This window comes from Pseudomonas rhizozeae, from assembly GCF_031583775.1.
Taxonomy (GTDB): Bacteria; Pseudomonadota; Gammaproteobacteria; order Pseudomonadales; family Pseudomonadaceae; genus Aquipseudomonas.
Window position 1 is genome coordinate 73778 of record NZ_JAVLSB010000049.1, and the last position, 24256, is coordinate 98033.

23 protein-coding genes, 1 tRNA gene and 2 pseudogenes are annotated in these 24256 nt (G+C 55.0%); 8 read left to right on the forward strand and 18 right to left on the reverse strand.

Annotation, left to right across the window (positions count from 1 at the left end; translation table 11 throughout):
- Window positions 1–281 precede the first annotated feature (281 nt).
- The 4 genes from RG836_RS17465 (at window position 282) to RG836_RS17480 (ending at window position 3308) form a co-directional block, all read left to right on the forward strand.
- Complete coding sequence (locus tag RG836_RS17465) at window positions 282–1106, forward strand: FkbM family methyltransferase (protein ID WP_310847872.1); 825 nt, start codon at window positions 282–284, stop codon at window positions 1104–1106.
- Between the two features lie 78 nt (window positions 1107–1184).
- A tRNA-Thr gene (locus tag RG836_RS17470) sits at window positions 1185–1260 on the forward strand.
- A gap of 795 nt (window positions 1261–2055) precedes the next feature.
- The gene (locus tag RG836_RS17475; RefSeq protein WP_310847874.1) at window positions 2056–3036 is read left to right on the forward strand and encodes an integrase domain-containing protein; all 981 of its coding nucleotides are present in this window, start codon (window positions 2056–2058) and stop codon (window positions 3034–3036) included.
- Window positions 3033–3308: a hypothetical protein gene (locus RG836_RS17480; RefSeq protein WP_198832184.1), complete on the forward strand. Its 276-nt coding sequence runs from the start codon at window positions 3033–3035 to the stop codon at window positions 3306–3308. The genes RG836_RS17475 and RG836_RS17480 overlap by 4 nt, the downstream gene beginning before the upstream one ends.
- 166 nt (window positions 3309–3474) lie before the next feature.
- On the opposite strand, the gene RG836_RS17485 is transcribed toward RG836_RS17480, so the two are convergent.
- From RG836_RS17485 to RG836_RS17510, 6 genes are all read right to left on the reverse strand, one after another.
- A complete protein-coding gene (locus RG836_RS17485) occupies window positions 3475–4437 on the reverse strand; it encodes a hypothetical protein (protein WP_310847878.1) in 963 nt (320 codons plus the stop codon).
- A 213-nt stretch (window positions 4438–4650) separates the two neighbouring features.
- Window positions 4651–5361, reverse strand: coding sequence for a retron Ec48 family effector membrane protein (locus RG836_RS17490; protein WP_310847880.1), 711 nt, complete (start codon window positions 5359–5361; stop codon window positions 4651–4653).
- Window positions 5351–6529 carry a reverse transcriptase family protein gene (locus tag RG836_RS17495; RefSeq protein ID WP_115948302.1) on the reverse strand — a complete coding sequence of 393 codons (1179 nt, stop codon included), beginning with the start codon at window positions 6527–6529 and terminating at the stop codon, window positions 5351–5353. The genes RG836_RS17490 and RG836_RS17495 overlap by 11 nt, the downstream gene beginning before the upstream one ends.
- 828 nt (window positions 6530–7357) lie before the next feature.
- Window positions 7358–7651, reverse strand: coding sequence for a nucleotidyltransferase domain-containing protein (locus tag RG836_RS17500; protein ID WP_115948301.1), 294 nt, complete (start codon window positions 7649–7651; stop codon window positions 7358–7360).
- Window positions 7651–8292, reverse strand: a complete 642-nt coding sequence (locus tag RG836_RS17505) for a hypothetical protein (protein ID WP_115948300.1) — start codon at window positions 8290–8292, stop codon at window positions 7651–7653. Before RG836_RS17505 ends, RG836_RS17500 begins: the two co-directional genes overlap by 1 nt.
- A complete protein-coding gene (locus RG836_RS17510; RefSeq protein WP_115948299.1) occupies window positions 8289–8981 on the reverse strand; it encodes an HNH endonuclease in 693 nt (230 codons plus the stop codon). The genes RG836_RS17505 and RG836_RS17510 overlap by 4 nt, the downstream gene beginning before the upstream one ends.
- A 1263-nt stretch (window positions 8982–10244) precedes the next feature.
- Here RG836_RS17510 and RG836_RS17515 point away from each other — a divergent pair.
- Both RG836_RS17515 and RG836_RS17520 read left to right on the forward strand, forming a co-directional pair.
- Window positions 10245–10859, forward strand: a complete 615-nt coding sequence (locus tag RG836_RS17515) for a hypothetical protein (protein WP_310847883.1) — start codon at window positions 10245–10247, stop codon at window positions 10857–10859.
- A gap of 709 nt (window positions 10860–11568) precedes the next feature.
- Complete coding sequence (locus tag RG836_RS17520; RefSeq protein ID WP_310847885.1) at window positions 11569–11847, forward strand: DUF3077 domain-containing protein; 279 nt, start codon at window positions 11569–11571, stop codon at window positions 11845–11847.
- A 55-nt stretch (window positions 11848–11902) separates the two neighbouring features.
- Here RG836_RS17520 and RG836_RS17525 read toward each other — a convergent pair whose 3' ends face one another.
- The 3 genes from RG836_RS17525 to RG836_RS17535 are packed head-to-tail and all read right to left on the reverse strand — an operon-like array spanning window position 11903 to window position 13529.
- Window positions 11903–12613 (reverse strand): SDR family NAD(P)-dependent oxidoreductase, encoded by a 711-nt coding sequence (locus RG836_RS17525; protein ID WP_310847887.1) that lies wholly within the window; start codon window positions 12611–12613, stop codon window positions 11903–11905.
- A 44-nt stretch (window positions 12614–12657) separates the two neighbouring features.
- On the reverse strand, window positions 12658–13314 hold the full coding sequence (locus RG836_RS17530) for a DsbA family oxidoreductase (protein ID WP_310847888.1): 657 nt from the start codon (window positions 13312–13314) through the stop codon (window positions 12658–12660).
- Complete coding sequence (locus tag RG836_RS17535; protein ID WP_310847890.1) at window positions 13311–13529, reverse strand: tautomerase family protein; 219 nt, start codon at window positions 13527–13529, stop codon at window positions 13311–13313. Before RG836_RS17535 ends, RG836_RS17530 begins: the two co-directional genes overlap by 4 nt.
- A 140-nt stretch (window positions 13530–13669) precedes the next feature.
- Here RG836_RS17535 and RG836_RS17540 point away from each other — a divergent pair.
- Window positions 13670–14449: pseudogene (locus tag RG836_RS17540) on the forward strand (ATP-binding protein); the annotation flags it as partial.
- A 231-nt stretch (window positions 14450–14680) separates the two neighbouring features.
- On the forward strand, window positions 14681–15607 hold the full coding sequence (locus RG836_RS17545; protein ID WP_310847891.1) for a LysR family transcriptional regulator: 927 nt from the start codon (window positions 14681–14683) through the stop codon (window positions 15605–15607).
- Here RG836_RS17545 and RG836_RS17550 read toward each other — a convergent pair.
- From RG836_RS17550 to RG836_RS17590, 9 genes and pseudogenes are all read right to left on the reverse strand, one after another.
- Window positions 15524–15841, reverse strand: a complete 318-nt coding sequence (locus tag RG836_RS17550; protein ID WP_310847892.1) for an AzlD domain-containing protein — start codon at window positions 15839–15841, stop codon at window positions 15524–15526. The two genes, RG836_RS17545 and RG836_RS17550, sit on opposite strands and share 84 nt — an antisense overlap.
- Entirely contained in the window at window positions 15820–16533 is a 714-nt protein-coding gene (locus RG836_RS17555; RefSeq protein ID WP_310847895.1) for an AzlC family ABC transporter permease, read from the reverse strand. Before RG836_RS17555 ends, RG836_RS17550 begins: the two co-directional genes overlap by 22 nt.
- Complete coding sequence (locus RG836_RS17560) at window positions 16530–16943, reverse strand: GNAT family N-acetyltransferase (RefSeq protein ID WP_310847896.1); 414 nt, start codon at window positions 16941–16943, stop codon at window positions 16530–16532. The genes RG836_RS17555 and RG836_RS17560 overlap by 4 nt, the downstream gene beginning before the upstream one ends.
- Window positions 16944–16977: 34 nt before the next feature.
- Window positions 16978–17727, reverse strand: a complete 750-nt coding sequence (locus RG836_RS17565; protein WP_310847897.1) for a 2OG-Fe dioxygenase family protein — start codon at window positions 17725–17727, stop codon at window positions 16978–16980.
- Window positions 17728–17952: 225 nt separating this feature from the next.
- Window positions 17953–19239, reverse strand: coding sequence for an OprD family porin (locus RG836_RS17570; protein WP_310847899.1), 1287 nt, complete (start codon window positions 19237–19239; stop codon window positions 17953–17955).
- 322 nt (window positions 19240–19561) lie between these two features.
- Window positions 19562–19762, reverse strand: coding sequence for a hypothetical protein (locus RG836_RS17575; protein WP_310847901.1), 201 nt, complete (start codon window positions 19760–19762; stop codon window positions 19562–19564).
- Between the two features lie 244 nt (window positions 19763–20006).
- Window positions 20007–21113, reverse strand: coding sequence for an agmatine deiminase (aguA, locus tag RG836_RS17580; protein ID WP_310847903.1), 1107 nt, complete (start codon window positions 21111–21113; stop codon window positions 20007–20009).
- Window positions 21114–21118: 5 nt separating this feature from the next.
- Window positions 21119–21205 (reverse strand): annotated as a pseudogene (locus tag RG836_RS17585) (hypothetical protein); the annotation flags it as partial.
- A gap of 132 nt (window positions 21206–21337) precedes the next feature.
- Entirely contained in the window at window positions 21338–24250 is a 2913-nt protein-coding gene (locus RG836_RS17590) for an aminotransferase (protein ID WP_310847905.1), read from the reverse strand.
- Window positions 24251–24256: the final 6 nt, after the last annotated feature.

The window sequence follows — 24256 nt, forward strand, 5'->3', positions numbered from 1 at the left end:
ACTGGCAGAAACAGCTACTGGTCGTTTTTTATTCATACGGATAAAAAACCAGTAAAACAGTCATTTGCGCACTAATGAGAACGACTCCACAAATCTTGGATCCTGATCTGCGGTTCAACAATGGCGTTGTGCATAAGCATCCAAGCAAAACGACATAACCGCCGAATTCCGGACCTATTCGGGAGGCAATTGCGCGCGGTCGTCAGGCTTGTTATACCAACGCCAAGAAGGCCGCTAATGTGTGTGCAGTCGCGACCTCATCGACGAACAGGGAAAGCACAGTGACGTTTATTTCTTACGCACAGAACTTCGAAGACATCCGTTTATGGCGCGCGTTGAAGTTCTTCGAACACGGCTTCTATATCGATGTGGGCGCTAACGACCCAGTCTCCGATTCCGTCACCAAAGCCTTTTATGACCGCGGCTGGACCGGCGTCAACGTCGAGCCGGTGCAAGACTTCTACGACAAACTGAGCCAACTCCGGCCCAACGACACCAATCTGCAATGCGTGGTGGGCGAATCCGCCGACGACCTGACCTTCTACGGCATCGCCGGCACCGGCCTCTCCACCCTCGACCCCGCGCTCGCCCAGCAGCACAAAGACGCCGGCATGGACGTGCGCACGCAAACCGTCAAATCCCGCACCCTGACCTCGATCTGCGAGCAATACGCCCAGGACCGCCCCATCCACTTCCTGAAAATCGACGTCGAAGGCCACGAAGAAACCGTGCTGCGCGGCATGGACTTCAGCCAGTACCGGCCGTGGATCATCCTCATCGAAACCCCGTGGAACCGCGACCAGACCTGGGAAACCCTGATCACCGGCGCTGGCTACCACTCCATCCTGTTCGACGGCATCAACACCTTCTACCTCGCCGAAGAACACCTGCACCTCAAAGGCGCCTTCGAACTGCCACCGTGCAACCTCGACGAATTCCAGTTTTGTGAAGGCCACAAGTTCAGCCACCCCATCGCCGACACCGAAAAAGCCCTGGCCAGCGCCCTGCAACGCGCCGAACAAGCCGAAGCCCAACTGCGCGCCATGCAAAACAGCCGCGCCTGGCGCGCCGTGCAAAAACTCAAAACCGTCCTGCGCCGCGCATGACCTGACCGCGACGCAAAAATAGTCAGAATTCAGGGGTTTACAGACGCACGCCAATCGCTATAATCGTCGCCCTAACACGCCGGTATAGCTCAGTTGGTAGAGCAACTGACTTGTAATCAGTAGGTCCCGGGTTCGACTCCTGGTGCCGGCACCATACAAAACAAAGCCTCTGCAGAAATGCAGGGGCTTTGTTGTTTCTGGAGCGTCCACAAAAACGTCCACACGTGGCGCGAACTGAATTATCCACAGGCGTAGAAAAGATCGGGCAAAGCGCTGTCGTCGACAGCAACCCAGGTAGCCAGAACCTTTAAGGCTACGCCACACCGTGGTGGTTCTCCCAAAGTGCGATGAGCGTCCGGCGGCTCGCACGGTCACAGCGATGTGATGGATGCCTACTTTTACCCGTGTGCCCACTGCGGCAACTCATCCCCTTTCATAGCTGCCCTGCAGCAACCTATCCGCTTGGCCATTCCCGTGCGCCAACCTGCGCCCGTCTCTTTCTCCCGGAAAGAGACGGGCGCTCCTACCACTGCTGCAGGCCACCTCGTACAAGTCTTTTCGGCATTCCCCCTCGTGACAATCGGCGTGACAAACACCGAAGTCCCCAGCAACAGCGTTGTAGATGATGGTGCCGCAGCCCACGGAATGGACTGCACCTGACTGACAGTCAGGCATACCCCAGTCATCGCATCGCTGCCTTCACCTGACTCAGGATCTCGCGGTATTGGTCTCGTCAGCCAGTGCAGCCTCCACCCGCCCACTTCTTTGGAAGTGCTCAGGAGGCCAGATCATGAGATGCCCAAGCTCCCGGTCGTAAGGAGACGCCAGTCCCGCGTAGAGGACATTCCCCACAGGTCGCAGGTGCCTTGATCCCTGATAACACTCAACATTCTTGGCGGGATGACGTGGGGAAGGTTTCAAAGGTTTTGGCTTCGAGAGGAGATTGATCATGGCACTGGTGGGCAGGCGAGATGGACGCAATTTTGGCTATGGTCGGCAGTTGAGCTATGCCGGGCCGCAAGCGCTGAAAGACATGTTCGGCGGCGGGCACTATGGGACCGTTAAAGCGCACAGTGATCGCTGGCAGGCGTTTGTTCGGTGGTGTCGGTCGGAGGATGGGCCCGGGTTTAACGATGCGCGGCGGATTGATCGACAGACTTTGTTGGACTACGCCGGACATCTGCGTCAGCAAGTTGAACCAGGTGAGCTAGCCATCGCTACTGCGCAAAACCGATTGTCCAGCGTCAATCGGACCCTGGCAGCGCTTCGCGGTGATCAGTATGTGAAAGTACCGAGTCCGAGCAAGGCGCTAGGAATGCGGCGCACCAGTGTTCGTCGTTCGGTGCCGCAAGGCCAAGACCGCGAACATGTGAAGAGGGTCGTAGAGGTGCTTTGCGCACACCAGCAGCCGCGTGCCGCGGCCATCGCTCAATTAGCGCGAGCCACCGGCATGCGCTTACGCGAGGCCATTTTGGCCGACCTTCCGCGCTTAAAACGTGAGGCCGAACAATACGGCAAGATCAACATCCAGGATGGCACCAAGGGGGGCCGCTCAGGTGCCTCGGCACCTCGCTGGATCAGGGCGGATGATCATATTCGCGAGGCGCTGAGATTCGCCGAACAGGTCTCACCCGACGGTAGCCGCAGCCTACTTGCACCGAACGAAACCTACCTCGATTTCCAACGGGGAATCGTCCGTCCTGCACGGGACATCCTCCATCAGTACAACCTCAAAGGCTTCCACGAATTGCGGGCAGCCTATGCGTGCGAACGCTATGAGCAAATCACCCACCATCCCGCCCCCATCAACGGTGGCCATTGCTATCAACTCGACCGACGTCTCGATCAGGAAGCCCGAGTACACATCAGCTATGAGCTGGGGCACAACCGTATCGTCGTGGTGGCCGCTTACATTGGTGGTCGCGCATGAGCACGGCATTCGATATGGACCTGTTCCTGGCGGGCGTCCTAACCGGGTCGCATACCACGCGCCAACGCCACCTGCGTCAGGCGAGGGCCATCCAAACAGCGATCGCTGAGCGCTGGCAACGCGACAATCCATGGACTTGGCAGAGAAAACACCTTGCGTGGTTTTTGAATCACCACCTAAACCAGCACACTCAATCGACGCGCTATTACTATTTGCGGACCATGCAATTACTCACTCATCGCTTAGGAAAATCCTGGCAGTTCAACCTCTAAACGAAGGTCAGAAAACGGCCAGAAGCAGCCATTCCAGAACGGCATACGCAGCAAACAACCACCACTATGAACGCTCGCACTTGCAAAAAATGTGAGACGTGGAAAACCTATGGCGAAACTCCCGCCCCCCTCCACGTCAATATGCCGCTCACATGGCCGCGCTGAATCAGGCAGGGTCACTCGCCTCAGGTAGGATCGTTGTTGTATTCGTACGGTTACTGACATAATGCCGTGCACGATTTGAATTCGTCATGTTCTTATTTTGCAACTTGATTCTAATGTTGTCCCACTCGAAAAAAATCAGCACGACCTCTTCCGGGCTGTCTTGAGCAGATGAATAACGATTAGCGTGCACCATCTTTGTGGGTGATGCGCACAGGTCGCTATATTTTTTGAGTATTTCCTCAAGCGAGGCGCGAGCAGCATCAACTGATATTTGAATTTTATCGCGAACTTTATCGTGTATTCGAGAAATACAGCCGATGTAAACCCGTATTGCGGTTGTTAGCTCAACCTTATCAGGCATCCTATTAATTACAGCTTTTTTAAAATCTGGATTTCCATCAAAAAGTTTCTTATCGGTGAAGACTAGAGTGCGATTTTCCCATAGACGCCCCCCATCGCTTACCGGATAATTCCTATTGTCTAAAGTTACCTGACTAACGCATAGACCTGCGTGCTGAAGATGATTTCTCAAGGCTTCGAGGAAAGCATATTCAAAGTATGCGTCGTATTCGCCATGTGTGAGCCCCTCAAAAAAAGACTCAACTTCAGTTTTATCTTCGGCTGGCAGGCATCTTTTTAAATGTCTCGGCATATGATCCATGTACATGCGAGTCGAAGTTAAAATATTTGTGATCCGCCTATTAAATTTTGTGATCTCATCAAACATGTCAGTATAGTCAGCTGAGAACCGCAGCTGATGAGCTAGAGCGCAGGTCAAAAGGTCTTGCTCATATTCTAAATAATTGCAAGTGATTAGTTCGTATTTTTCTTCGACAGCTAAAGCGGCATACAACGCTGCATTGCATTGCTTAATGTTCTCGAACTCCTCCTTCGATATATCGACTTCAGGATTTCGACCAAGAACATTAATCGTTAAGCAATATCTATCTTGGCTAAGCATCATGCACCCTCTTGCAATCGAAAAAATTAATGCTGTAGGTCATTCCCGTGCTTGCAAATTTGAACGCCTAAATATGGCCAGTGCCTGCCGCTCTCGACAGCGGACGGTTGGCTCTTGAGCATTATCTGCTGACAGTAATATTTAACTATTTATTTTATCCGATAGTATCTTTTACGTTCCCAGCACTGACTGCCAATCAGCGTTCGACAAATGACACTATTGTATACTGCGTATGTAATCCCTTGACTTACTTCTAAGGCTGATCTCAATATCTGTAAACTGTTGATTTATACTGTCTATAAAAGAAAATATTTTGGGCTCAAGCATCATCAAAATTTCCTCTGTTGGCTCTTCTACAGCTATCCCCAAAGAAAGGAAATACGCCAACATATTCCTGCAATGTTGTTCAATTGATCGTATATCACCGGGAATAAAGTTTGCTTGAGTTTCTGCGATCTGCCGTTCAATACTGTTGATAATAATGTTGTACGGTTCGGAGGGGATGAAATATGCCTCAGCCGATAGGGGAAATAAAAAACCATAGTATTTGTTAGCGTTGAAATTTTCTTGCCTTATACCAGAGTTTGGTCGCGCTACCAGCCCCGAAGTAAAAGCTTTGAATTCAGAGTGCTTTTGAAAATGTCGGTTGTTTTTTTCTGCCTTTACAGAATTTACATAAGTCAGTATGGCGGTTGCCGCTCCGATTGCAGTGAATGCGTAAGTTCCAAACTCAACGCCGATTTTGAAGATTTTTATAGGTTCTTGAAAAGCTTTTGCAGCGAAATCAAAACATCCAGGTGAGAAACAGAATTCTAGAGAATTATTATGAGCTATTAATAGAGTCAAAAATATAGATGTGAGTGTGATTGCGCACAAAACCGCTGCAGAAAAAACGGCTATTGAAAAAATGTACTTTTTATAATTCATGTTCAGCTTTGCTTTTTGTCGGAGTTAGCACTTTCAACTCCGTCCATATTTTTTTTGCTTCATGCTTATAAACTCTCTGCAACAGTATCAACCTGTGCCGAAGGCGATGATATCGTTTCATGTAAAGTGGGGTACTGCAAAAAACGTCGTAGTCCCTCATCAAAGTAGAAAGCATAGTGAGGCAGCGCCGAATATCTTTTTGGGACGGAAGGGGTAATATGGATTTTAGTTCTAGTCGATGTTTTTTATATCTTGGATGTCCTGTGCGCGCCAGTTTATTAACTCGACCAGATATGCTTTCATAACGTTTTCTATAGTCAAAGCTTGTCCTCGCATTGGGTTCTCGCGAAAGAATTTTGAGGTTGTTGACCGCAGCCCGGATCGCCCTGATCTCATCTCGCGGAAGCTGGGGGGTTTCCTTGTTAACTCTCAGCCCATGAATTTTGAAAGCGGTTGTTGAAATTGACTCTATACTTGTTTTCGCTTCGTTTACTTTGAACCCTGCATGCTCGATCATTGATACGATAGTGGATTTTGCTTTATTTAGATCTTTATCCTGTATCTCTGATGAGACAGTGATGTCATCAGTTAATCGAGTGTAACTTAGTTTTTGCCGCTCTAGCCCTTTAACGATCTGTCCTTCAACGTCAAAAAAACACAAGTTTGCTATAAAGCTAGATGTCGGTGCTCCTTGTGGTACAACTCCCTCTCTAGTGCAAATATCTGCTAATGCTTCAGATACTTCGTCGGAATAAAAAAACAACTCATTGAAAATTTTGTACACTAAATCATAATCTATAAAGTCAAAAAATGAAGTTATATCAATTTTTAATATCGTCTTGGCTTTACAATGTCGTTGTGCGCAGGATATATAGTCCCGTGGGTGTTCTAGATCAGAAATTGAACCGTAAAGGTACGTAGGATATCTGATTTGATTGAACAGCCTGTTTTTTATTCTGCGCTGAAATTTTCTTACGAGTGGATGAGGGTCGAAAACGATCCTATCATCTCCATTCTTTTTTTTGAGATGTATTGGCGTGTATCGATTTTTTTCTTCTAAATCTTGAATACTCTCATACTCGGCCTCACTAAGACCTAGTGCCGCAAGCAAATTATCTATTGAAAAAATTGATTCATTAGTGGTCTTCCTGGGGGCGTATTCATCCATGCTGCTTGATGATCCTTTGATGTATTAGTCCGCTGCCTTCTCGCGAAGGAAAAGAGCAGAGATGCGTACGTTTGAGCAACCCGAAACTGGCTTGCCTCTACCCTACGAGCGGAGCTAATCATTGAGATGGTATCGTCGGTGCGGATTGGTTCCTTGCCGCCGCCAGCCCACTTGGTAATACCTAAAATCAGGCACCACCGCCGTTTCCATTTAAGGACACAGCAAGGTATCTCGGGATTTTCTGCTCAAGTGCAACATATGAGCGAAACGCTCATGCCAAATTGACATTACCGCATTCATATTTTCTGTTCAATTGCCTTTTTATACCTTAAGTGAATAACAGGGCGGTTATTCCAATCTTATTAGGTTTTCGAATATTTAAGAGAGCCGCCCTCCGATTCAAGCCTGTCGTCGGTCATCCGTATATGGACTCCTCCTCATTGCAAGCCCCGTTGCTTTGGCCGATAGCGGTGTGTGCCGAATATTAGGCAGGCATTGTAGGAGCGAGCGCAGCCCGAAAACGGCGCGGTCATCGGCGGTCGTGGGCTTCGCACGCTCCTACGATGGAAGGTGTCAGGGCTCGGCAGGCCGCTTCAAGTCGGATGCAGTCCCCCACGACAATTATTTATCGATCACTATATCTACATGCGTGCGGTATGCGGGTAGATTCTTGTGTCGATGGTGTGGCCTAGCCAACATAACGTGCGCTTACAGAGCGCTTGGCATCGCAGTGCACACATTATCGCTGGCTGCCCCTTCTCCTCCTTTGCCGAGACGCTCGAGCCGGTGGTCCAGGAAGCACTCTCCGGACCAAGGCCATGAAAGAAGTTAGCGTTTTTCGGAGGCGGCCAATCGCGCGAGAGGTATGCATCCTTCGCTCGTTACAAACCCTGTCTCCTCCGCCTCCGCCGGCAGCATATATAGAACGTCGAGCGGTAACTCCTTTCCTGCAACACTCAATTCCGCCTTCAGTCGGGACAGAGGCTGGCCAGATGGGCCGACGATCAGAATGTCATAATCGCTGCCCACACCGAACAGCGAAGAGCCAAACATGAAGGACTCGAACTCCTGCAGAGACTTGCAGGATTTAAGTAGGTATTTCGCGACTTCACACGCCGTCATCAGCGGTTCCGCAACAGTTCTTTTAACTCGTCCCATTTCATTACCTGGCATCCGAGGTTTCGCGCTGCTTCGATGGCATTGTTAGTGGGATGCCCGTTGGGATTGATGTTCCAGGCAATATCGATGGGGCCAAACCTATCCCAGAAGGTGCGAATGGCATCGGCTGTCGGCTCGTACTCCATGATCATGCCTACCCGGAAGGTGCGCCCACTGGCGAGCGTCATCGTGAAGACACGATCAAACTCCCTATCGAGGTTCGTAACGGATCTCATTTGCCGTATAAGCCGATACGCGAAGAAGTAGTCCTTCTGGGCCGCAGTCTTTACGTCGCCTGTGCGAATGGCGGAGCCAAGTGTGCCGGAATTTCCCCAGCCTACTGTGTTGCTTTCTAAATATCTAATCGCCTCGCCTTCCCAGATACACTCCTTTCGATATCCGCATAGGAAATCCATGTCGGGATAATCTGCATGGTATCTCATTGCTAATTCGGCGTTGATCGCGTAGTCGGCCGAGATAACCGCAACTACGTCGGGCCGGTCAGGGATCGTGATCCTGATAGCGTCATCGCGGATATGCTGCGCCGACGCTGCACCGTGATTTGCCCAAATAAACTTAAGTGCGTAATTCACCTGCCAGCTCATTCGAAGATTCCATCCATTTCTGTGGGATAGCGGATAGCTCCGCCGGCGACACCACAAACGTGACGTTCTGAGAGACCTCGAACATGTTCTTGATATCGAGCGAATGTCTGCCGCTCAGTTTCCGTCATGTGATGCAGGTTCGCCTTGATAATGGCTTGGATGCGGAAATGATTAGGCAGTATGACACCTCGCATCCTCTGCACCCACGTCTTAGACGCTTCAGATTCCGGATCATATTCGAAGCTCGATCCATCAGAGGGCGCGAATTCCTTCCATACGGCCTTGTTTTCGGCCATAGCGGCGACCACAGCGTCTCTAACTTGGCCGCGCTCATCGTATGCACGAATTCCTTGCTTGTTTGCCAAGGCGGCTAGGTGGTTACTTTTCCAACCTAACAATGTACCCCGGCTATATCCGTCGGGATCCTTGTCGATGATCGTATGGCATGTCGGGCACAACAGGATAAGGTTTTCAAAGGAGTCAGCTTCGAACTCTCCGGATGGCCTTTCTTCATGTCGCGGTCCCGATTCTCCGTGCGGAATAACATGAGCCATCTCGGCTATATGCTTATCTCCGCCTATTTCAGCAGGGAATAGAGGCTGGAGGCACTCGGAGCGTTGACAGTGACCGGCAGCCGCCGAAAACAGCCGCAGTTTCGTTTCTGTAGGTATATGTTTGCGAACTGCCATGGTTAGGAGCCTAAAATCTGACGAGACTGGAAGTGGTATAGAAGGTACAGCCCAAATAGATCATAACGACACATATTGACGCTGAGAGCTGACGAAGAAAACATGCATCACCATCTTATAGAAGATGACCATGGATCGAGGACCGCTTCTGGCCGTCTGCTGCCTGTCGCCACGGCAGCTTTTGGCGGATTCCTGCCTATTCTCTACGGAAGGGATGATCGACAACGTTCCAATTCAGGAGGCTTTCCATTCGTATGCAGCTCTAAATTACTTACAGACCGACAATGTGCTGACATCTAAAAAATCCCGAATTCGATTCCACCGAACGCCATAACTAGCTGATTTATTTATAGTTACTAGTTGGGGTACGCCGAATTTTCCAGCGAACTCCAGACGCCCGAAAAACCTAGTCTCGCCGAAACATACCGTTCGTCTGGTGCCGCACCACTTTCAAAGCCCCGCAAATGCGGGGCTTTGTCGTTTCTGGGCTTCTGAACACTGTTGCGTCAAATTCCTCAAAACAGTGAAAACGTGCACAAAGCGTCCACACTTGGCGACTTTCGGATTGTTTGCAGGCGTAGAAAAAAATCGGACAAAGCGCTGTCGTTGACAGCAACCCCAGGTAGTCAGAACATTTAGAAGCGACGCCACATCTGTGGTGGTCCTCCCGCAGTGCGATTACCGTCCGGCGGCTCACACGTTCACAGCGATGTGATGGATGTCTGCTTTTACCAGAGGGCCACTGCGGCAACTCATCCCTTTATCTAACTGCAGCAACCTATCTACTTGGCCACTTACTGGCGCCAACCTGCGCGAACGTCACCTGCTTAAGGCGAAAGCCATCCAACCAGCGATCGGTGAACGCTGGCACAGCGACAATTCATGGACTGGGCAGAGAAAACCCCTTGGCTGTTTTTTGAATCAACGGCTAAATCAGCACACTTGATCGGACGCGCTATTACCATTTGCTGACCACGCGGTTACTCACTCATCGCCTGGGAACATCCTGGCAGTTCAACCTCTAAACGAAGTCAGAAAACGACCCATAGCTGCCGTTTGTAACCGTTAGATCTGCCCCTTAGCCCAACGTCGAGCGCAAGGCAGCGGTAGACAATTCCTTCTATGAAAAACAATACAAAGGGAGCGTGGCGCAGCGAATGGCCGACCGATGGGACTGATGACTTTCAGGCCCTGCCAACTGGGAATAAATTCGGCCCCTCACGTGTTCATCCTTGTAATGGTTTATCGATCAGGGAGACGCACATGCTTGTTTACCGAAACACACTCCGAGAAGCGCTGCCGCTACGTGAGCGCCCAGGTGCTATTGGTCTGGTGCTCAGCCTTGAGGGCGCGCGCTATTACGTGTTTGTCAGCCGTCAGTCCCGTGAGCAGGTGGCTAATAGCGCAGTGGGCAACAAGCTAAAATTGCATGCGCAAATGCTGAAGAGGACGCTGACAAAAGATGAACATCAAAAGCTATATCAGGCAACGCTGCCGGTTGCCTTGGACCTGGTCACGCAACGCGGTGTCCAGGCAGAAAGCCGGCATGCGGAAGAGTCGATGATCGAGCACTTTGATGAGTGCGTGCAGAATTTCGTTGCCTTGCGTGGCCGCCCGCCCGCGAAAGCCGAAGTTTTCCTGTCGCACTGTCCATGCCAGTCCAAAGACCCCGGTGCCAGCCCGGCACGGATGCTTGCAGGTACCCATTACGAGGCGACCTGCAAGGCCAAGCTGATCAAGTTCTGCACCACCGGTAGCCGGTCAGCGATTTCCTGGAAAGTTTATTATCAGTTTGATATCGGCACTTCGAAACTCGATATCAACGAGAACCTTGGCAACCTCACCATGTGCAAACAACCTGCCTTTATCAATACCTAGGTACCTGTTTGTTGGCACCGATTGCGGGTTAACCCTGTTGCCGACGCAAGGCTGCATCATTTCCATAGCTGGAAAAACCCAACACAGACGATGACTTCCGATGAGTCTACAAAACAAAGCCCCTGCAGAAATGCAGGGGCTTTGTCGTTTCTGGAGTGTCCACAAAGCGTCCACACTTAGCGACTTTCTGTTTATCCACAGGCGCAGGCAGCCTCCCCCAACGCCAATTTGAGCCATTAACTTTCAAATTATTTCGGCGCGACATCTGGTGCCAGTGTGTCCTTTTCTCCCAAGGCCCACAGCCAGTGGCCCGATCCGTTAATTTTCCAGTGGAACATCTGACGCACACACCGACAAATCCCGACCGCCGCCACCACCTCGCCACGATTGCGAGCACTCCCTCTCCCAGCTACCTTTCAACCGTCGCTGCCAATTCAGCGACCGGGCCTGAGAACCTGAGTAAGATAAGGGAGCACCATCGCCCCACATCACGCATGCCGGCGTTTTTTAACGCCCGCAGTTTCGTGCAATGGCGGCTATGCGTGGGAGATCTTCGGGTCTGCCGGGTTCCCATATCTCCGGTTCTCAGCCTGCGTATAGCTGCCACCCACTCGCCTGAGAACGAACGTGGCAGCTCTCATTTTGATTTGGGAGTTCTACTTATGTCTGTTCAAAATCTGCTCACCAAACACCTCCACGGAGGTGCCCAATGACCAAGCCTCTAAAAACCGCCGGCCTAACCCCCTTCTCCTACCACTCCGACCAACCCCTCTTCCGCGTCAACAGCGGTGTCCCGTTGCACGAAGCCCTGGGCCACGCTTCCGACTTGCTCTACATCGCCAAGCTCTTGACCAAAGAAGCCGCGTTCGACCGTTCTACCGACCGAGATGCCTGGGCCTCGCATTACTTGGTGGACATGAGCAAAGCCGTGATCGATGACGCGGTGAAGGTGCTGGCCTTGCATGCAAGCCCTGCTGTCACCCCATAACCGGCAGACGAAAAAAAGCCCCGACTGATCGGGGCTTTTTCATTTCCAGCGCGGCTTAGTGGCCAGCGCTTTGGCCGCCATCGACGTGGAGGATTTCGCCAGTGACGAATTTGGCGTTGTCCAGGTACACCACGGCTTGGGCGATGTCTTCGATGTCGCCCATGTGGCCGACCGGGTGCAGGCTGCCCAGGGCTTCGTGGGTTTCGACGCCGTGCATCGGGGTTTTGATGATGCCTGGGGACACGGCGTTTACCCGGATGCCGCGCTTGGCGTATTCGATGGCCAGGGATTTGGTGGCGGAGTTCAGGCCACCTTTGGTCAGCGAGGCGAGGACCGATGGCACGCCGTCGATGGCGTGGTCGACCAGGCTGGTGGTGATGTTGACGACGTGGCCGCTGCCTTGTTTTTCCATCTCGGCAATGGCGAGTTGGGTGATGTAGAAGAAGCCGTTGACGTTGACCGACAGCACGGCTGCGTAGTCTTCAGCGGTGTACGCGGTGAACGGTTTGGCGACGAAGATACCGGCGTTGTTGATCAGGGTATCGACGCGGCCGAAGCGGGCGATGGCTTCGTTGATCACGCGTTGGGCGGTGGCGGGTTCGCCGATGTCGCCGGCCACGGTGTGGATTTGCGGGTCGGTGGACGGTTTGATCGAACGCGAGGTGGCGACGATGTTGTAGCCCAGTTCACGGAAGGCTTTGACCATGCCATCGCCGAGACCTTGGGATGCACCGGTGATGACGACGACTTTCTTCGAATGGCTCATGATGAATACCTCAAAAATTAATGATGATTTGATTAAGTGATGAATCAGGCTTCGGCGGGGACCTGGGCCATTTGCCGCAACATCTGCTCGTAATAAGCGATCGACTGCGAACCTGCGACCAGGTGACGGCCGTTGACCACCAAGGCCGGGACCGACTGGATGCCGTGATCGCGGTAGAACGCCTGCACTTCCCGTACTTCTTTACCGAACGCACCGGAGGCCAACACTTGGTGGGCGGCGGCGCCGTCCAGCCCTGCCTGTTCCGCCAGGTCGATCAAGGTGTCGCGATCGCTGGGGTTCTGGCCGTCGGTGAAGTACGCCTGCAGCAGGAGCTTCTTCAGTGCCACCTGCTTGCCTTCCTGCAACGCCCACATCAGCAAACGGTGTGCATCGAAGGTGTTGTAGAAGTGCGTACGTTTCTCCAGGTCGAACATGAAACCGATGGCTTGGCCGCGAGCGATTTGGGTGGCCTTGCCGTCTGCCACTTCCGCGGCGGTACGACCGTATTTGCGCATCAGATGCTGGACCGCCGGTTCACCTTCGGCCGGCATGTCCGGGTTCAACTCGAAGGGCTTGTAGGTCAGCTCGACCGCCACTTCACCGGCCACGTTGTTGATCGCTTGTTCCAGCGCCGCGGCACCCAATGCGCACCATGGGCAGACGACGTCGGAGACAAAATCCAGGGTGACCGAGGGCTTCATGACTGCCCCTTTTCCGCCAGCTGTCGGCGGTACTCGGTGGTGGTGATGCCGGCGTAGCCCCAGTTATCGGTGTCGACTTCTTCGATCACGATGTGGGTCAGGTCAGGACGTTTGTTGAGGACGCGTTCCAGGGTTTCAGTCATTTCAGCGATCACCTGAGCTTTCTGCTCTGAGGTAACGCCATCGCGGGTAATGCGTACGCTGACAAAAGGCATGATTGAGTCTCCAGTGACCTGCCCTTCGGAATGAATGGGTAGGCGTTGGAGCTCAATGTAAGAGGTTGCCTGGAGGGGATAAAGATGGGGATGGGTACTTCATTTGTGATCCGGTGTAATCAATCCAAGCGCCTAATCGCGGGCCAACGTTGGCCCAGGCGTTCACAGAGGTCGTTGATCAAGCCAAGACAGATCTGGTGCTGATCATTGACGAAGTCCAGGACGCGATTGCTTCTGAGGACGGCAACCAGTTGCTGCTAGCGGTCAAAGCGGCCCGTGATGCAATCAATCCACGGCCGCAGACGCCTGGATACTTCCTGTTCATAGGCACAGGATCGCATCGTGCTCAAGTCAGCGAACTGACAGCAAAGCGCAATCAAACGTTTTCCGGCGCAACGTCTGCTGCCTATCCAGTGCTGAAAGGCGATTACGTCCGGTATTTGCTTGAGCGCCTCGCCGTGACGGTAAAGCGGGAAAAACTTCCGTCCGTTGCTGTGACTGTCGAAGCGTTCAATACCTTGGGCAATCGCCCGGAGGAAATGCTTAAAGCATTGCGTCAACTGTTACAGCAAGACGGAGATCCTGATGTGTTCCTGCCCGTTATCGCCAGCACCTTGCGCTCTGCGGCAGCCGGCATAGTGCTTGAAAAGGTCGAACAGTTGGGCAGCCTCGCTCAGGCGATCTTCAATAAAATCGCTTCAGCCGAAGGCGATGCGCGTGGCATTTTTTCCACCGATGCCGCTGCGGAATACTCGAAGATTGTAGGCCGAGAAGTGCGCGTCGAAGAGATACAACCGGTGGTTATCGCACTGGTTGCAGAGAACATCATCATGCGACGCGGCCATGGGATTTATGCGATTACTGATCAGTTTGTGCAGGAAATCTGGCTGGAGGAACGGGCGTTGATTGACGCGAGCTAGAGATCGGCTAACAGCCCAAGCAGGGTTATCGAGACACATGCTTTGACATATGTCAGCCGAGCCTCAGCAAAAACCCGCATCCTGCGTAAGCCTCCGGCTATCGCCCGCAGCAGCATTTTGCTACTAAACCAGCGACAACTATGCTCAGGTACAGGAATATAGCCCGCAGACGCCAGAACGGCGGCAGGGTCGTCAACAATAGCCAGCCCACTTTGTAGAGGGCATTACCCCATGGATAGCAGAACCTTACGCAACCTGATGCGCATTGTGCAGACCGGCTCTCTGTCGGCTGCGGCAGAGCATTCGTGTCTGACAGTGCAGGCCTTGGCGGCGCAGTTGAATAAAGTCGAAGAGCAGTTTGGTTTTCGTCTGTTTCGTCGCTCCAACAAAGGCCTGACGTTGACCAGTCAGGGAACTGAGCTCACACCTTTCATGGATCAGGTGTTGATTGCCACGCGGCAACTGGAAGAAAAAGTCGCTGCGCTCAAGGAACCCGGGCAGCGCACGTTAAGGGTTGCACTCAATAACACGCTGTCGCCGGACTTCAATCGGCGAATGATCGGACGCCTGATCGAGGTGTTTCCCGATTACCAGCTGGAATTCAGCTACGCCGAGTCGATGGAAAACCTCAGCAAGCTGAAGAACGAAGACTTCGACCTCGCGGTGTTGATTGGCCCTCGCAATACCGGGTTGCCAAGCATCGCGCTGCCGGGAGTCCAGGTGCATGTGGTCGGCGCGCACTGCGGTCAGGAAAACGACCCGCTGGTGCTGCTCGGCAACAAGTTCCAGGTGCGTCCGGCCGAAGACTGTCCGTATTCCCACAGCTTTTTGCGTTTTCTCGACGCCGGGCTGGGTAATTACGAGCCGAGCAAACGGATGATTTATTCGTGCAGTGAAACCTTGACCCTCTCGTTGATCACGCAAATGGATGGCCTGGGCATGGTCTCTCGCGAGGCCGCGGAAAAAAACGGGCTGACGATCTTCCCCGGCTTCGAGGATTTCCTCGAAGTACGGTTGGTGATTAACAACCCAGAACTGTCCGGCCAGGCGTTGAGCGATGTAGTGGATCTGCCGCTACATGAACGAGCCGAGCGCAATGTACGCAGCCGTGCCTACAGCCACGCTGAGAAACAGATTTTTGCTGAAATACGCACATAACAACGTCGGAATAGCGGCATAAAATTCCGGGCGATCGAGTTGCAGTTGCCGGTCCTTGATCAACAAAGGGGTCAGGCTGATTGCGGCGACGATCGCCACCGGCAGGTATTCCAGCGCCCGCGCCACGAACGGCGGCCAGTGCTCGGTGTTGACTTGCAGTGGCAGCGCGCGCGGCAAAAACGTCACCGCCATCATCAGCACCACCACCAGAATCAGGAACGTTTGGTCAGGCATACACCCACCCCGCAGCCAATGAAGGTGGCGATAAACACGTTAAACGGTGAATTGCCGATCAGGCTCAGCGCGCCCATGCAGGCCACCGCCGCGAGAGCGGCAATCAGCTTGTTGCGGGTGTTGCACAACGACACCAGCACGTAGAGCATCATTGCCGTCAGAGCGTAATCCAAGTTGTATTTGATCAGGCTCGCGGCGTATTGCGCACACACCGCGCCAAGCAAACCGCCCAGCACCCACGAGGTGTGGCAGAACAAGTTGAAACCAATCAGGTAGCGCACATTGACCGGCGCGTTGTTGCCGAGTTTGACGCTGTGGAAGGCGAAGGACTCATCGGTCAGGCCGCTGGCGTAACACCAGCGCTCCATGCGGCTAAGCCCCAGCGAGCGCAGAGCCTTGGCCATATACACGGACATCAGCATGTGCCGCGCATTGATCAGGAACGTGGTGAAAATAATCGTGGTCAGTGAGGCGCCGCTGCTGATCAGCGCCAGCGCCGCAAACTGCGAAGCCCCGGCGTAAACGAACAGACACATGGCCACCGGCAGCCACAGCGGCAACCCGGCATTGACCGCCATCAAGCCAAACACAAACGACACGGTGAAATAGCCAGCCACCACCGGACTGGCCTCGGCAAAGGTGCGCGAGGTGTGCGGTTCGGCCGCCAGCGAGTGGCTGGACACCTTGCTCATAGGTCCCTCTCAAACGTTCGCTCACCCTGCGGCTCGCAAAATCCCTGGGCTGCCCAAAAACGCTGGCCGGCCAGATTCGCATCGTCGACAAACAGAAACATCCGCAACACGCCGACGCGCTTCATGTCGTTAGACGCCGCTTCGACCAGCCGTTGGCCGACGCCCTGGCTGCGATACATCGGGCTCACTGCCAGATGATTGATGGTGCCGCGACTGCCGAGCATCCCGCCCAGCACCGCGCCGACGATATCGCCGGTTACGTCAAAGGCCAGGTACGCCGTGGTGGTGGTTTGCACCAGTACGCTGCGCAGGCATTTGGCGTCTTGCCACTCGCAGAATGACACCTCGTCGAATTGCCGGAAAAACTGCTCCAGACGTGCCGCGTCGTCGGCATTGGCGCGACGCAGCATGACCGTCGCGCGGTATTGGGCGGGCTCCAGCCGCTCAGCGAACAATGTCGAAAGCGGTCCCGGGCCGCGAGAAAGAGATGGCCAGGATTTGCCGGAACGCCATGTGGTGCGAATGGGTGTTACGGGCCGGGGTCACGTAGTGACGCATGTCACGATCAAGGAAATACGTGGTGTCGAGAATCTCCTCATACGTGGTGGCCGCCAGTGGGTCGTCACTGTGGGTGTCGTACAAACGGCTTTCCGCGCCCTCGATGTTATTGCGTCCCCAGAAGTGCACGCCGCTGAACGGATAGCCGTCGCAGTGAATCCCTTCCGGCGTGATTTCAAGTTGCTTGCCGGGTTTGATCTCAATGCGGATCTGATGAATCTGGCACTGCCAGATTTCGTCATGCAACTCCGGCGGCAGCACGCTCTTATACACTTCGAAATCCGCGTCAATCAGGCTGCGCATCACCGGCGACTGAATGACTTCTTCAGAGAAGTCCTGAAAGTGCCGAACCATGCCGCCCACGTAACGGTTGTTGGCCTTGGACTGAATGTACGGCCGGTGCTCCAGTTGCGTGAGGTCGCGGGTCACCGGGTTGTATTCGAAATCGCTGTAGCGACGGAAGCGCATGCCCGCATCGGACTGACCGTAATAGCTGTCGGGCTCCATGGTTTCCCAACTTTGGGTCAACCGGATGAAGTCCTTGAAATGCCCGAAGAGTGAAAAATCACTACCCTGGACGTTGGCATATTTATGGTGTCGTAGCGATTCGCCAACTTCCTTGGTGAGAATGATCATTTTCTGTAAATCTCCACTGCATTGAGCCTCCTAATCTAGAGAGTGCGAGATTTACGTCCATGAGAAAGAATTTCAGGCATTTCAAGTGCCGGTTGAAACGCGGTTTTAAGGCGTCAATTTTCAACTTTCGATCAGCTTTGATACAGTTTTCCGGCCTTTTTTGCCGTTTTTTCGCCATAAAAAACCCCGAGCCAGTCGGGGTCTTTTATTCAACTTACGCGATCATCAGAAGATGTTGATCGGGTATTCCACAAAAATACGCAAATCGCTGCCACCCACGTTGTACTCGCTGGACTTCTGCGACACGCGCAGGATCGAGTTACGCAGCTTCACGCTCAGGTCTTTGGCCGGGCCGCTCTGGACCACGTATTTGAACTGGTTGAAGATTTCGCGCTCGGTACCGCCCTCGCTGGTGGAGGTGGTGATGTTGTCGCCGCGCACGTAGGCAAAGTTGTAGCTCAGGCCCGGAACGCCAAACGCAGTGAAGTCCAGGCCATAGCCCAGTTGCCAGCTGCGTTCGTCTTCGGCGTTGAAGTCAGACCAGTAGGAGTTGGCCAGGTAGATGGCGTTACCGCCGTCGCCCACGCGGTTCTGGTCACGCTGATAGCCGCCGTACGGGTAACCGAGGTTGCTGTCGCCAGTGCTGCGCTGATGCGCCACGGTGAACGAGTGCGGACCGGTGGCGAAAGTGGCCGCCAGGCTCCAGATTTTGTTGTCGTCGCCCGTGGCACCCGTTTGACTGACATAAGCATTGTCCAGCTTGGTGCGGTAGCCGTTGAAGTCCAGGGTCAGCGACTGTTCCTTGTCGATCGGGAACACGTAGTTGGCGTTGACGTATTGCTTCTTCAGCACGTCTTCGACATCGGAAGCGTACACCGCAGCCTTGAACTGCTCGGTGAACTGGTAAGCCGCACCGGCTACGTTGATCGACTTCAGCCCACCGCTGTCACGGCCTTCCGCACTTTTGCGCGATTCGGCGGTGAAACGGCCAGCGGTCAGTTCCAGGCCCTTGATCTCTTTCGAGGTGATCAGGGTGCCGGTGTAGCTTTCTGGCAGCAGACGCACGGTGTCGTAGCTCAGCACCGGCAGCGCCGGCATCTGGTCGCCGTAAGTCAGCACGGTGTTGGAGAGACGGAATTTGACCGCGGCGCCGGCCTTGGCGATGTCATCGGCCGCGTTGCCGCTGTCGCCTTCCTTGAAGAAGTCGATGCCTTGCGCGCCGGTGCGGCCTTTGCCGCCGTCCAGCTTCAGTGCGTACAGGCCGAATGCATCAACGCCGACACCGACGGTGCCTTGGGTGAAACCGGACGAAAACGTACCGATGGCCGCTTGGCCCCACTCGCGGCGGTCCGGGTTGCCATCTTTGTAATCACGGTTCATGTAGGCGTTGCGCAGCAGTACCTTGAGGCTACTGTCCTCGACAAAACCCTTGGATTCGGCCTGGTCGTTTGCCATGGCCTGCGTGGTGCTCAAAATCCCCAGAGCGATCAGGCTGATTCGCTTATTCAACATAAATTGTTTTCCTTATTACGGGTTGATACGCGCTGCACCGACGGCTGAAACGGCACTGAATGCTCTTTTTTCACCCCGATAACAAAAGGCCCGCCCACGACGAAGTCGCGGCGGGCCTTTTTTATTATTTTGTGAGTCATGGCGGTTGGCCACAGGCGTTGGGTCGAATGCTATCTGCGCCCTTGTGCGTGTGTCAATTTCATGAATCGTCTTTGAATAGGCGAAAAACGTCTAAGAAAATACTTGTCAGGCCCAGCAATCACGGGGCCAAAACTAAAGAGCGCCGCCCTCCCGGCAGCGCTCTTTAACCATCCGTTGTGCCCTAACCTTCCATGAGATCCCACAACGCTTCCAGTTCAGCCTCGCTGAACAACCCAGCGGGGTAACGCTCAATCATCATCCGGCGCGGATCAGGTTCCCTGATCTGACGCGTTCCATTGGATTTCAACCATTGAGCCAGCACTTGAAGCGATTCGCCATTAATTGCCAAGGGATGCGATACCCGCTCGCTGATCATGTTCATATCCAGCGCTCTCTCCGGTTTGTGAGCGGCTAACTTATCCAAGGTTTATGACAGAACAACTTGGTTCGACATCTCCCCGATTACCTCCTTGGTGGATACAAGAGCTATGCCAAAGCATTAATACTTTCGACGATCGGATACAAAAAAGCCCGCGAGGCATCTAGCCTGCGGGCCTTGCACACGGCGGCGGATTGGATCCGCAATGCGGGCGCCAAATGATCGACTCAGCTTGTTACAACGCCACTCATTTAGTGCGCGGCGCGGGCTGCTGTTGAGTAAGGCAATGGATATTTCCGCCACCCAGTAACAGTTCGCGACCAGGCACCATCACCACTTCATGCTGCGGGAACAGCTGCTGCAGGATTTCCCGGGCCTGAGCGTCCAATGGATCGTCAAAGCTCGGCGCGATGATGCCGCCGTTGACGATCAGAAAGTTTACGTAGGAACCCGCCAGGCGCACGCTCGGGTTGCGCTCTTGAGTGCCGTCGACCGGGTCGACACCGGCGCATTCTTCCTCGGTGGCATACAGCGGCCCCGGAATCGGCATCTTGTGCACCGTAAAAGGGCGACCCTTGGCATCGGTGCTGCTTTCCAGCACCTTCAGCGCCGCATGGCAGCGCGGGTAGTTCGGATCCTGCGGATCGTCGGTCCAGGCCAGCAACACCTCGCCTGGGCGGATATAGCAGCAGAAGTTATCGACATGGCCGTCGGTCTCGTCGTTATAGAGGCCGTCCGGCAACCAGATGACCTTGTCCACCGACAGGTTTGCGCTGAGTACCGCCTCGATTTGCGCCCGGTTAAGGTGCGGGTTGCGATTGCGGTTGAGCAGGCATTCTTCGGTGGTGATCACCGTGCCCTCGCCATCCACATGAATCGATCCGCCTTCGAGCACGAAGCCCTCGGTGCGATAACGTTGGCTGCGCTCGATCTCGAGAATTTTGCCGCCGACCTGGGAGTCGCGGTTCCACGGCGAATAGAGGCCGCCGTCAAAACCGCCCCAAGCATTGAAATCCCAGTTCACCCCGCGTACTTCGCCGTGGTCGTTGATGACGAAGGTCGGGCCCGTGTCGCGCACCCAGGCGTCGTCGCTGGACATTTCCACCAAGCGAATATTCGGCACGTCCAGTCGGGCGCGAGCATTTTCATACTGCCCGGCGGAAACGGCCACGGTCACCGGCTCAAAACGGGCGATCGCCTTAGCCACCGCCACATGCGCGGCCTGCGCCGGTTTGCCGCCCAGACGCCAGTTGTCCGGGCGCTCGGGCCACACCATCCAAGTCTGAGTTTGCGGGGCCCACTCGGCGGGCATGTGGAAGCCGTCGTCGCGCGGCGTGCTGTGCAAAGTAGTCATTACGGTCAGGACTCCTGGGAACCGTCGAGGGTGTTGAGCGCACTGTACAGGTTCGGACGGCGATCTCGGAACGACCCCCACGCGCTGAGATTGAGCTCGCGTTCGTCGAGGCCGCAGGAACAAAGGCTGCCTTTATAACCAATAAAAATCCGCTATAAAAGCATCCATCAACTTTAATCTGGCTTGATTGCCTCCTAGAGTCGATATAAATCGACCATTGGTACTCAGAGGCCCTCGTCCAACGCCTGCTCCAACATATCCACGAAGAAGTCGACGCTTTGCCGTGAAGTGACCATCGGCGGCTTGATCTTGAGGATGTTGAGGAAATCCCCGGTCGGCTGCATGAAGATTCCCAACTGGCGCAAGCGATCGCATAGCAGTGTGGTTTCTTCGGTGGCTGGCTCCAGGGTTTCGTGGTTGCGGATCAGCTCAAGCCCTAAATAGAAGCCCGAGCCGTGCACCGCGCCCACCAACGGATAACGCTCGACCAACGCTTCAAGCCGCGCCTTGAAATGACCGCCGACAATCTGCGCGTTCTCCCAAAGCTTTTCTTCTTCCATCACATCCAGCACTGCCATGCCGATCCGGCAACTGACCGGGCTGCCACCAGACGAGGAGAAGAAATAGCCTTCGGCCTCCAACGCCTCGGCGATTTCCCGGCGAGTGATCACTGCGCCCAACGGCTGACCGTTACCCATGCCTTTGGCCATGGTGATGATGTCCGGCACCACCCCTTGCTGTTCAAAGCCCCAGAAGAAATGCCCCATGCGCCCGTAACCGACTTGCACTTCGTCGGCGATGCACACACCGCCCTGGGCGCGCACCATCGCGTACACCTGCTGCAAATAGCCGGGCGGCAGGGAAATCCCGCCCGCGTTGCCGTACACCGGCTCGCAGATGAAGCCCGCCAACTGGCGCTTCTGTTCGGCGATTTTCGCCAGGTTGTGTTCGACGCTGCGCACGTAGTCCGGCGTGCTGTGCGGGCCACGGAATTCGCCGCGATAGGTATTGGGTGCCGTCACCGGGTGCACCCAGTCTGGACGGCTGCTCAAGGCCTGCGGGTTGTCGGCAATCGAGGTCGACACCGCATCCGCCGCCACCGTCCAACCGTGATAGGCCTCCAGCACGCTGAGCATGTCGCGCCCACCGCTGTAAGCCCAGGCCAGACGGATCGCCAGGTCGTTGGCTTCGCTGCCGCTGTTGACCAGGAACACCCGATCCATGCCCTCCGGCGCCAGCTTCAGAAGGCGCTCGGAAAACTCGGCGATCGCCGCGTAATGGAACCGCGAGTTGGTATTGAGTAGCGACCACTGACGACTGGCCTCTGCCGCCATGCGCGGATGGCCATGCCCAAGCACCGCGACGTTGTTGAGCATGTCGAGGTAGGAGCGGCCCTGCATGTCGATCAGGTGATTGCGCCAGCCGCGCTCAATGCGCGGGGGGTCGACGTAATAGTGTTTTTGCGAACGGGCGAAACTCGCATCACGCCTGGCCAGCAGCACTTGCGGGTCGATTTCTTCCTCCGCATCGCAGGCCAGCCCCAGCAAACCGGCGGGCGACGGACACAGCGCCTGCCAGGCTGCCGCGCGTGAAGGCGCGCAGAACAGCGGCGGATCAAGGTCCACGCCCCGGCATAACTGCACGCACAATGGTCCACCGACCTCGCCCAACGCCTGGCCTTTAAGCACCGCGGCACCATCCTGCAGCGAAAGCGTCACGCCCCACAGGCGCACACTCAGTTGCTCGCCCGTCAGTTGCAGCACGTCACCCGCCAGGCGCTGGATCACACCGGCAAATGGCGCCTCCACCGGCGTGCCAAGGGGCACATGCAACTCAACGTGCAACGGGCAGGTGTCGGGTTCGCTGGCAGTGTCGGGGCGGGTTTGCGACAGGCGAAACTGGCCATAGCGGCTGGCGGCCAGACCATGCAGCGCGGCAGCCTCCGCCAGCAAGCGCTGGTCGATACCCGGTTGCTCCCAATTACCGGCCTCGAAATGCGGGCTCAGCACGCCCAAGTCGATCAAGGCAAACTCGTGCCCCACCAGGTTCGGCAGCAACGGCGCAAAGCCCTCACTCGAAGGGCTCGTCGGGCGCTGCCCGACGGCGCAGAGGATTGCCGCCTCCATCAAATCGAAGGGCACCGAGGTCGCGACCCGGAAGATCTCCCATTCATGGGTCAGGTTATCGCGGCTGTAGGTATTGCCGGGGTCGATGCTGACTTGTTGTTCGCCACTGAGCACCAGCACCGCCGCACGGGCGACGATCAACGGCCAGAGTGCCAGCAACTCGTCATGGGTCAGCGGATTGACCTGGTGATACGCCGCCACCGCCGCAAGGATGCAGAACGGATCGCCGTCCGCGTGATGCAACAGCGCCGCGCAAGTCACCGACAGATCGGTAATGCGCCAGGTGCGGATCAGGTCGCCGAAGTCGATTACCCCCTGCAATTGCCAATGACGCAAGGCATCACGCTGCCACACGACGTTGTCGTCGGTGATGTCCAGGTGAATCGCCTGCACCGGCAAATTCGCCAGCAATGGCTGCAAGCGGCGTTCGGTCTGTTCGGCAGTGCTGGCGATCAGGTGGCGTTGCTGTTCGTCCTGAATCACCGGCAGCAAATGGGCGATCAGAGCGCTGGCGTGACGGGCGTCCCACTGCAGGGTGCGCTCCAGCCCCGGATGCTCGAAAGCGCTGAGCGCGAGGTCCATTTCGCCGCACAGGCGTCCGAAACCGGCAACCACCGAAGGGTCGAGGTGGTCCAGGTGCGTCAGCGACTGACCTTCAATGTATTCCAGCAGTCGCAGGTGGATGGCTTCGCCGTTGACCTCCACTGAAAGAAGATCCTGGCCATTGCCGGCCTCGATCACTCGCGGCACCGGCAGGCCTGCGTGTTGCGCAAGATGCTTGAGCGCCGCGTGCTGGGCTTGCAGCTCCAGCGCAGAGTAATCACCGCGGCAGATCTTCAAGACAAACCGACCTCGATCACTGTCGACGCGGAAGTTGAGATCCTGCTGGCTGCCCAGGCTGTGCAGAGTGCCACTGAACCCGTAATGCGCCTCCAATAGCCCAAGGGCCTGGGCCGCGCTGACTTGCGGACTGGGAAGACTGGCACGATGAATCAACGTGGCGAGCGGCATACACGA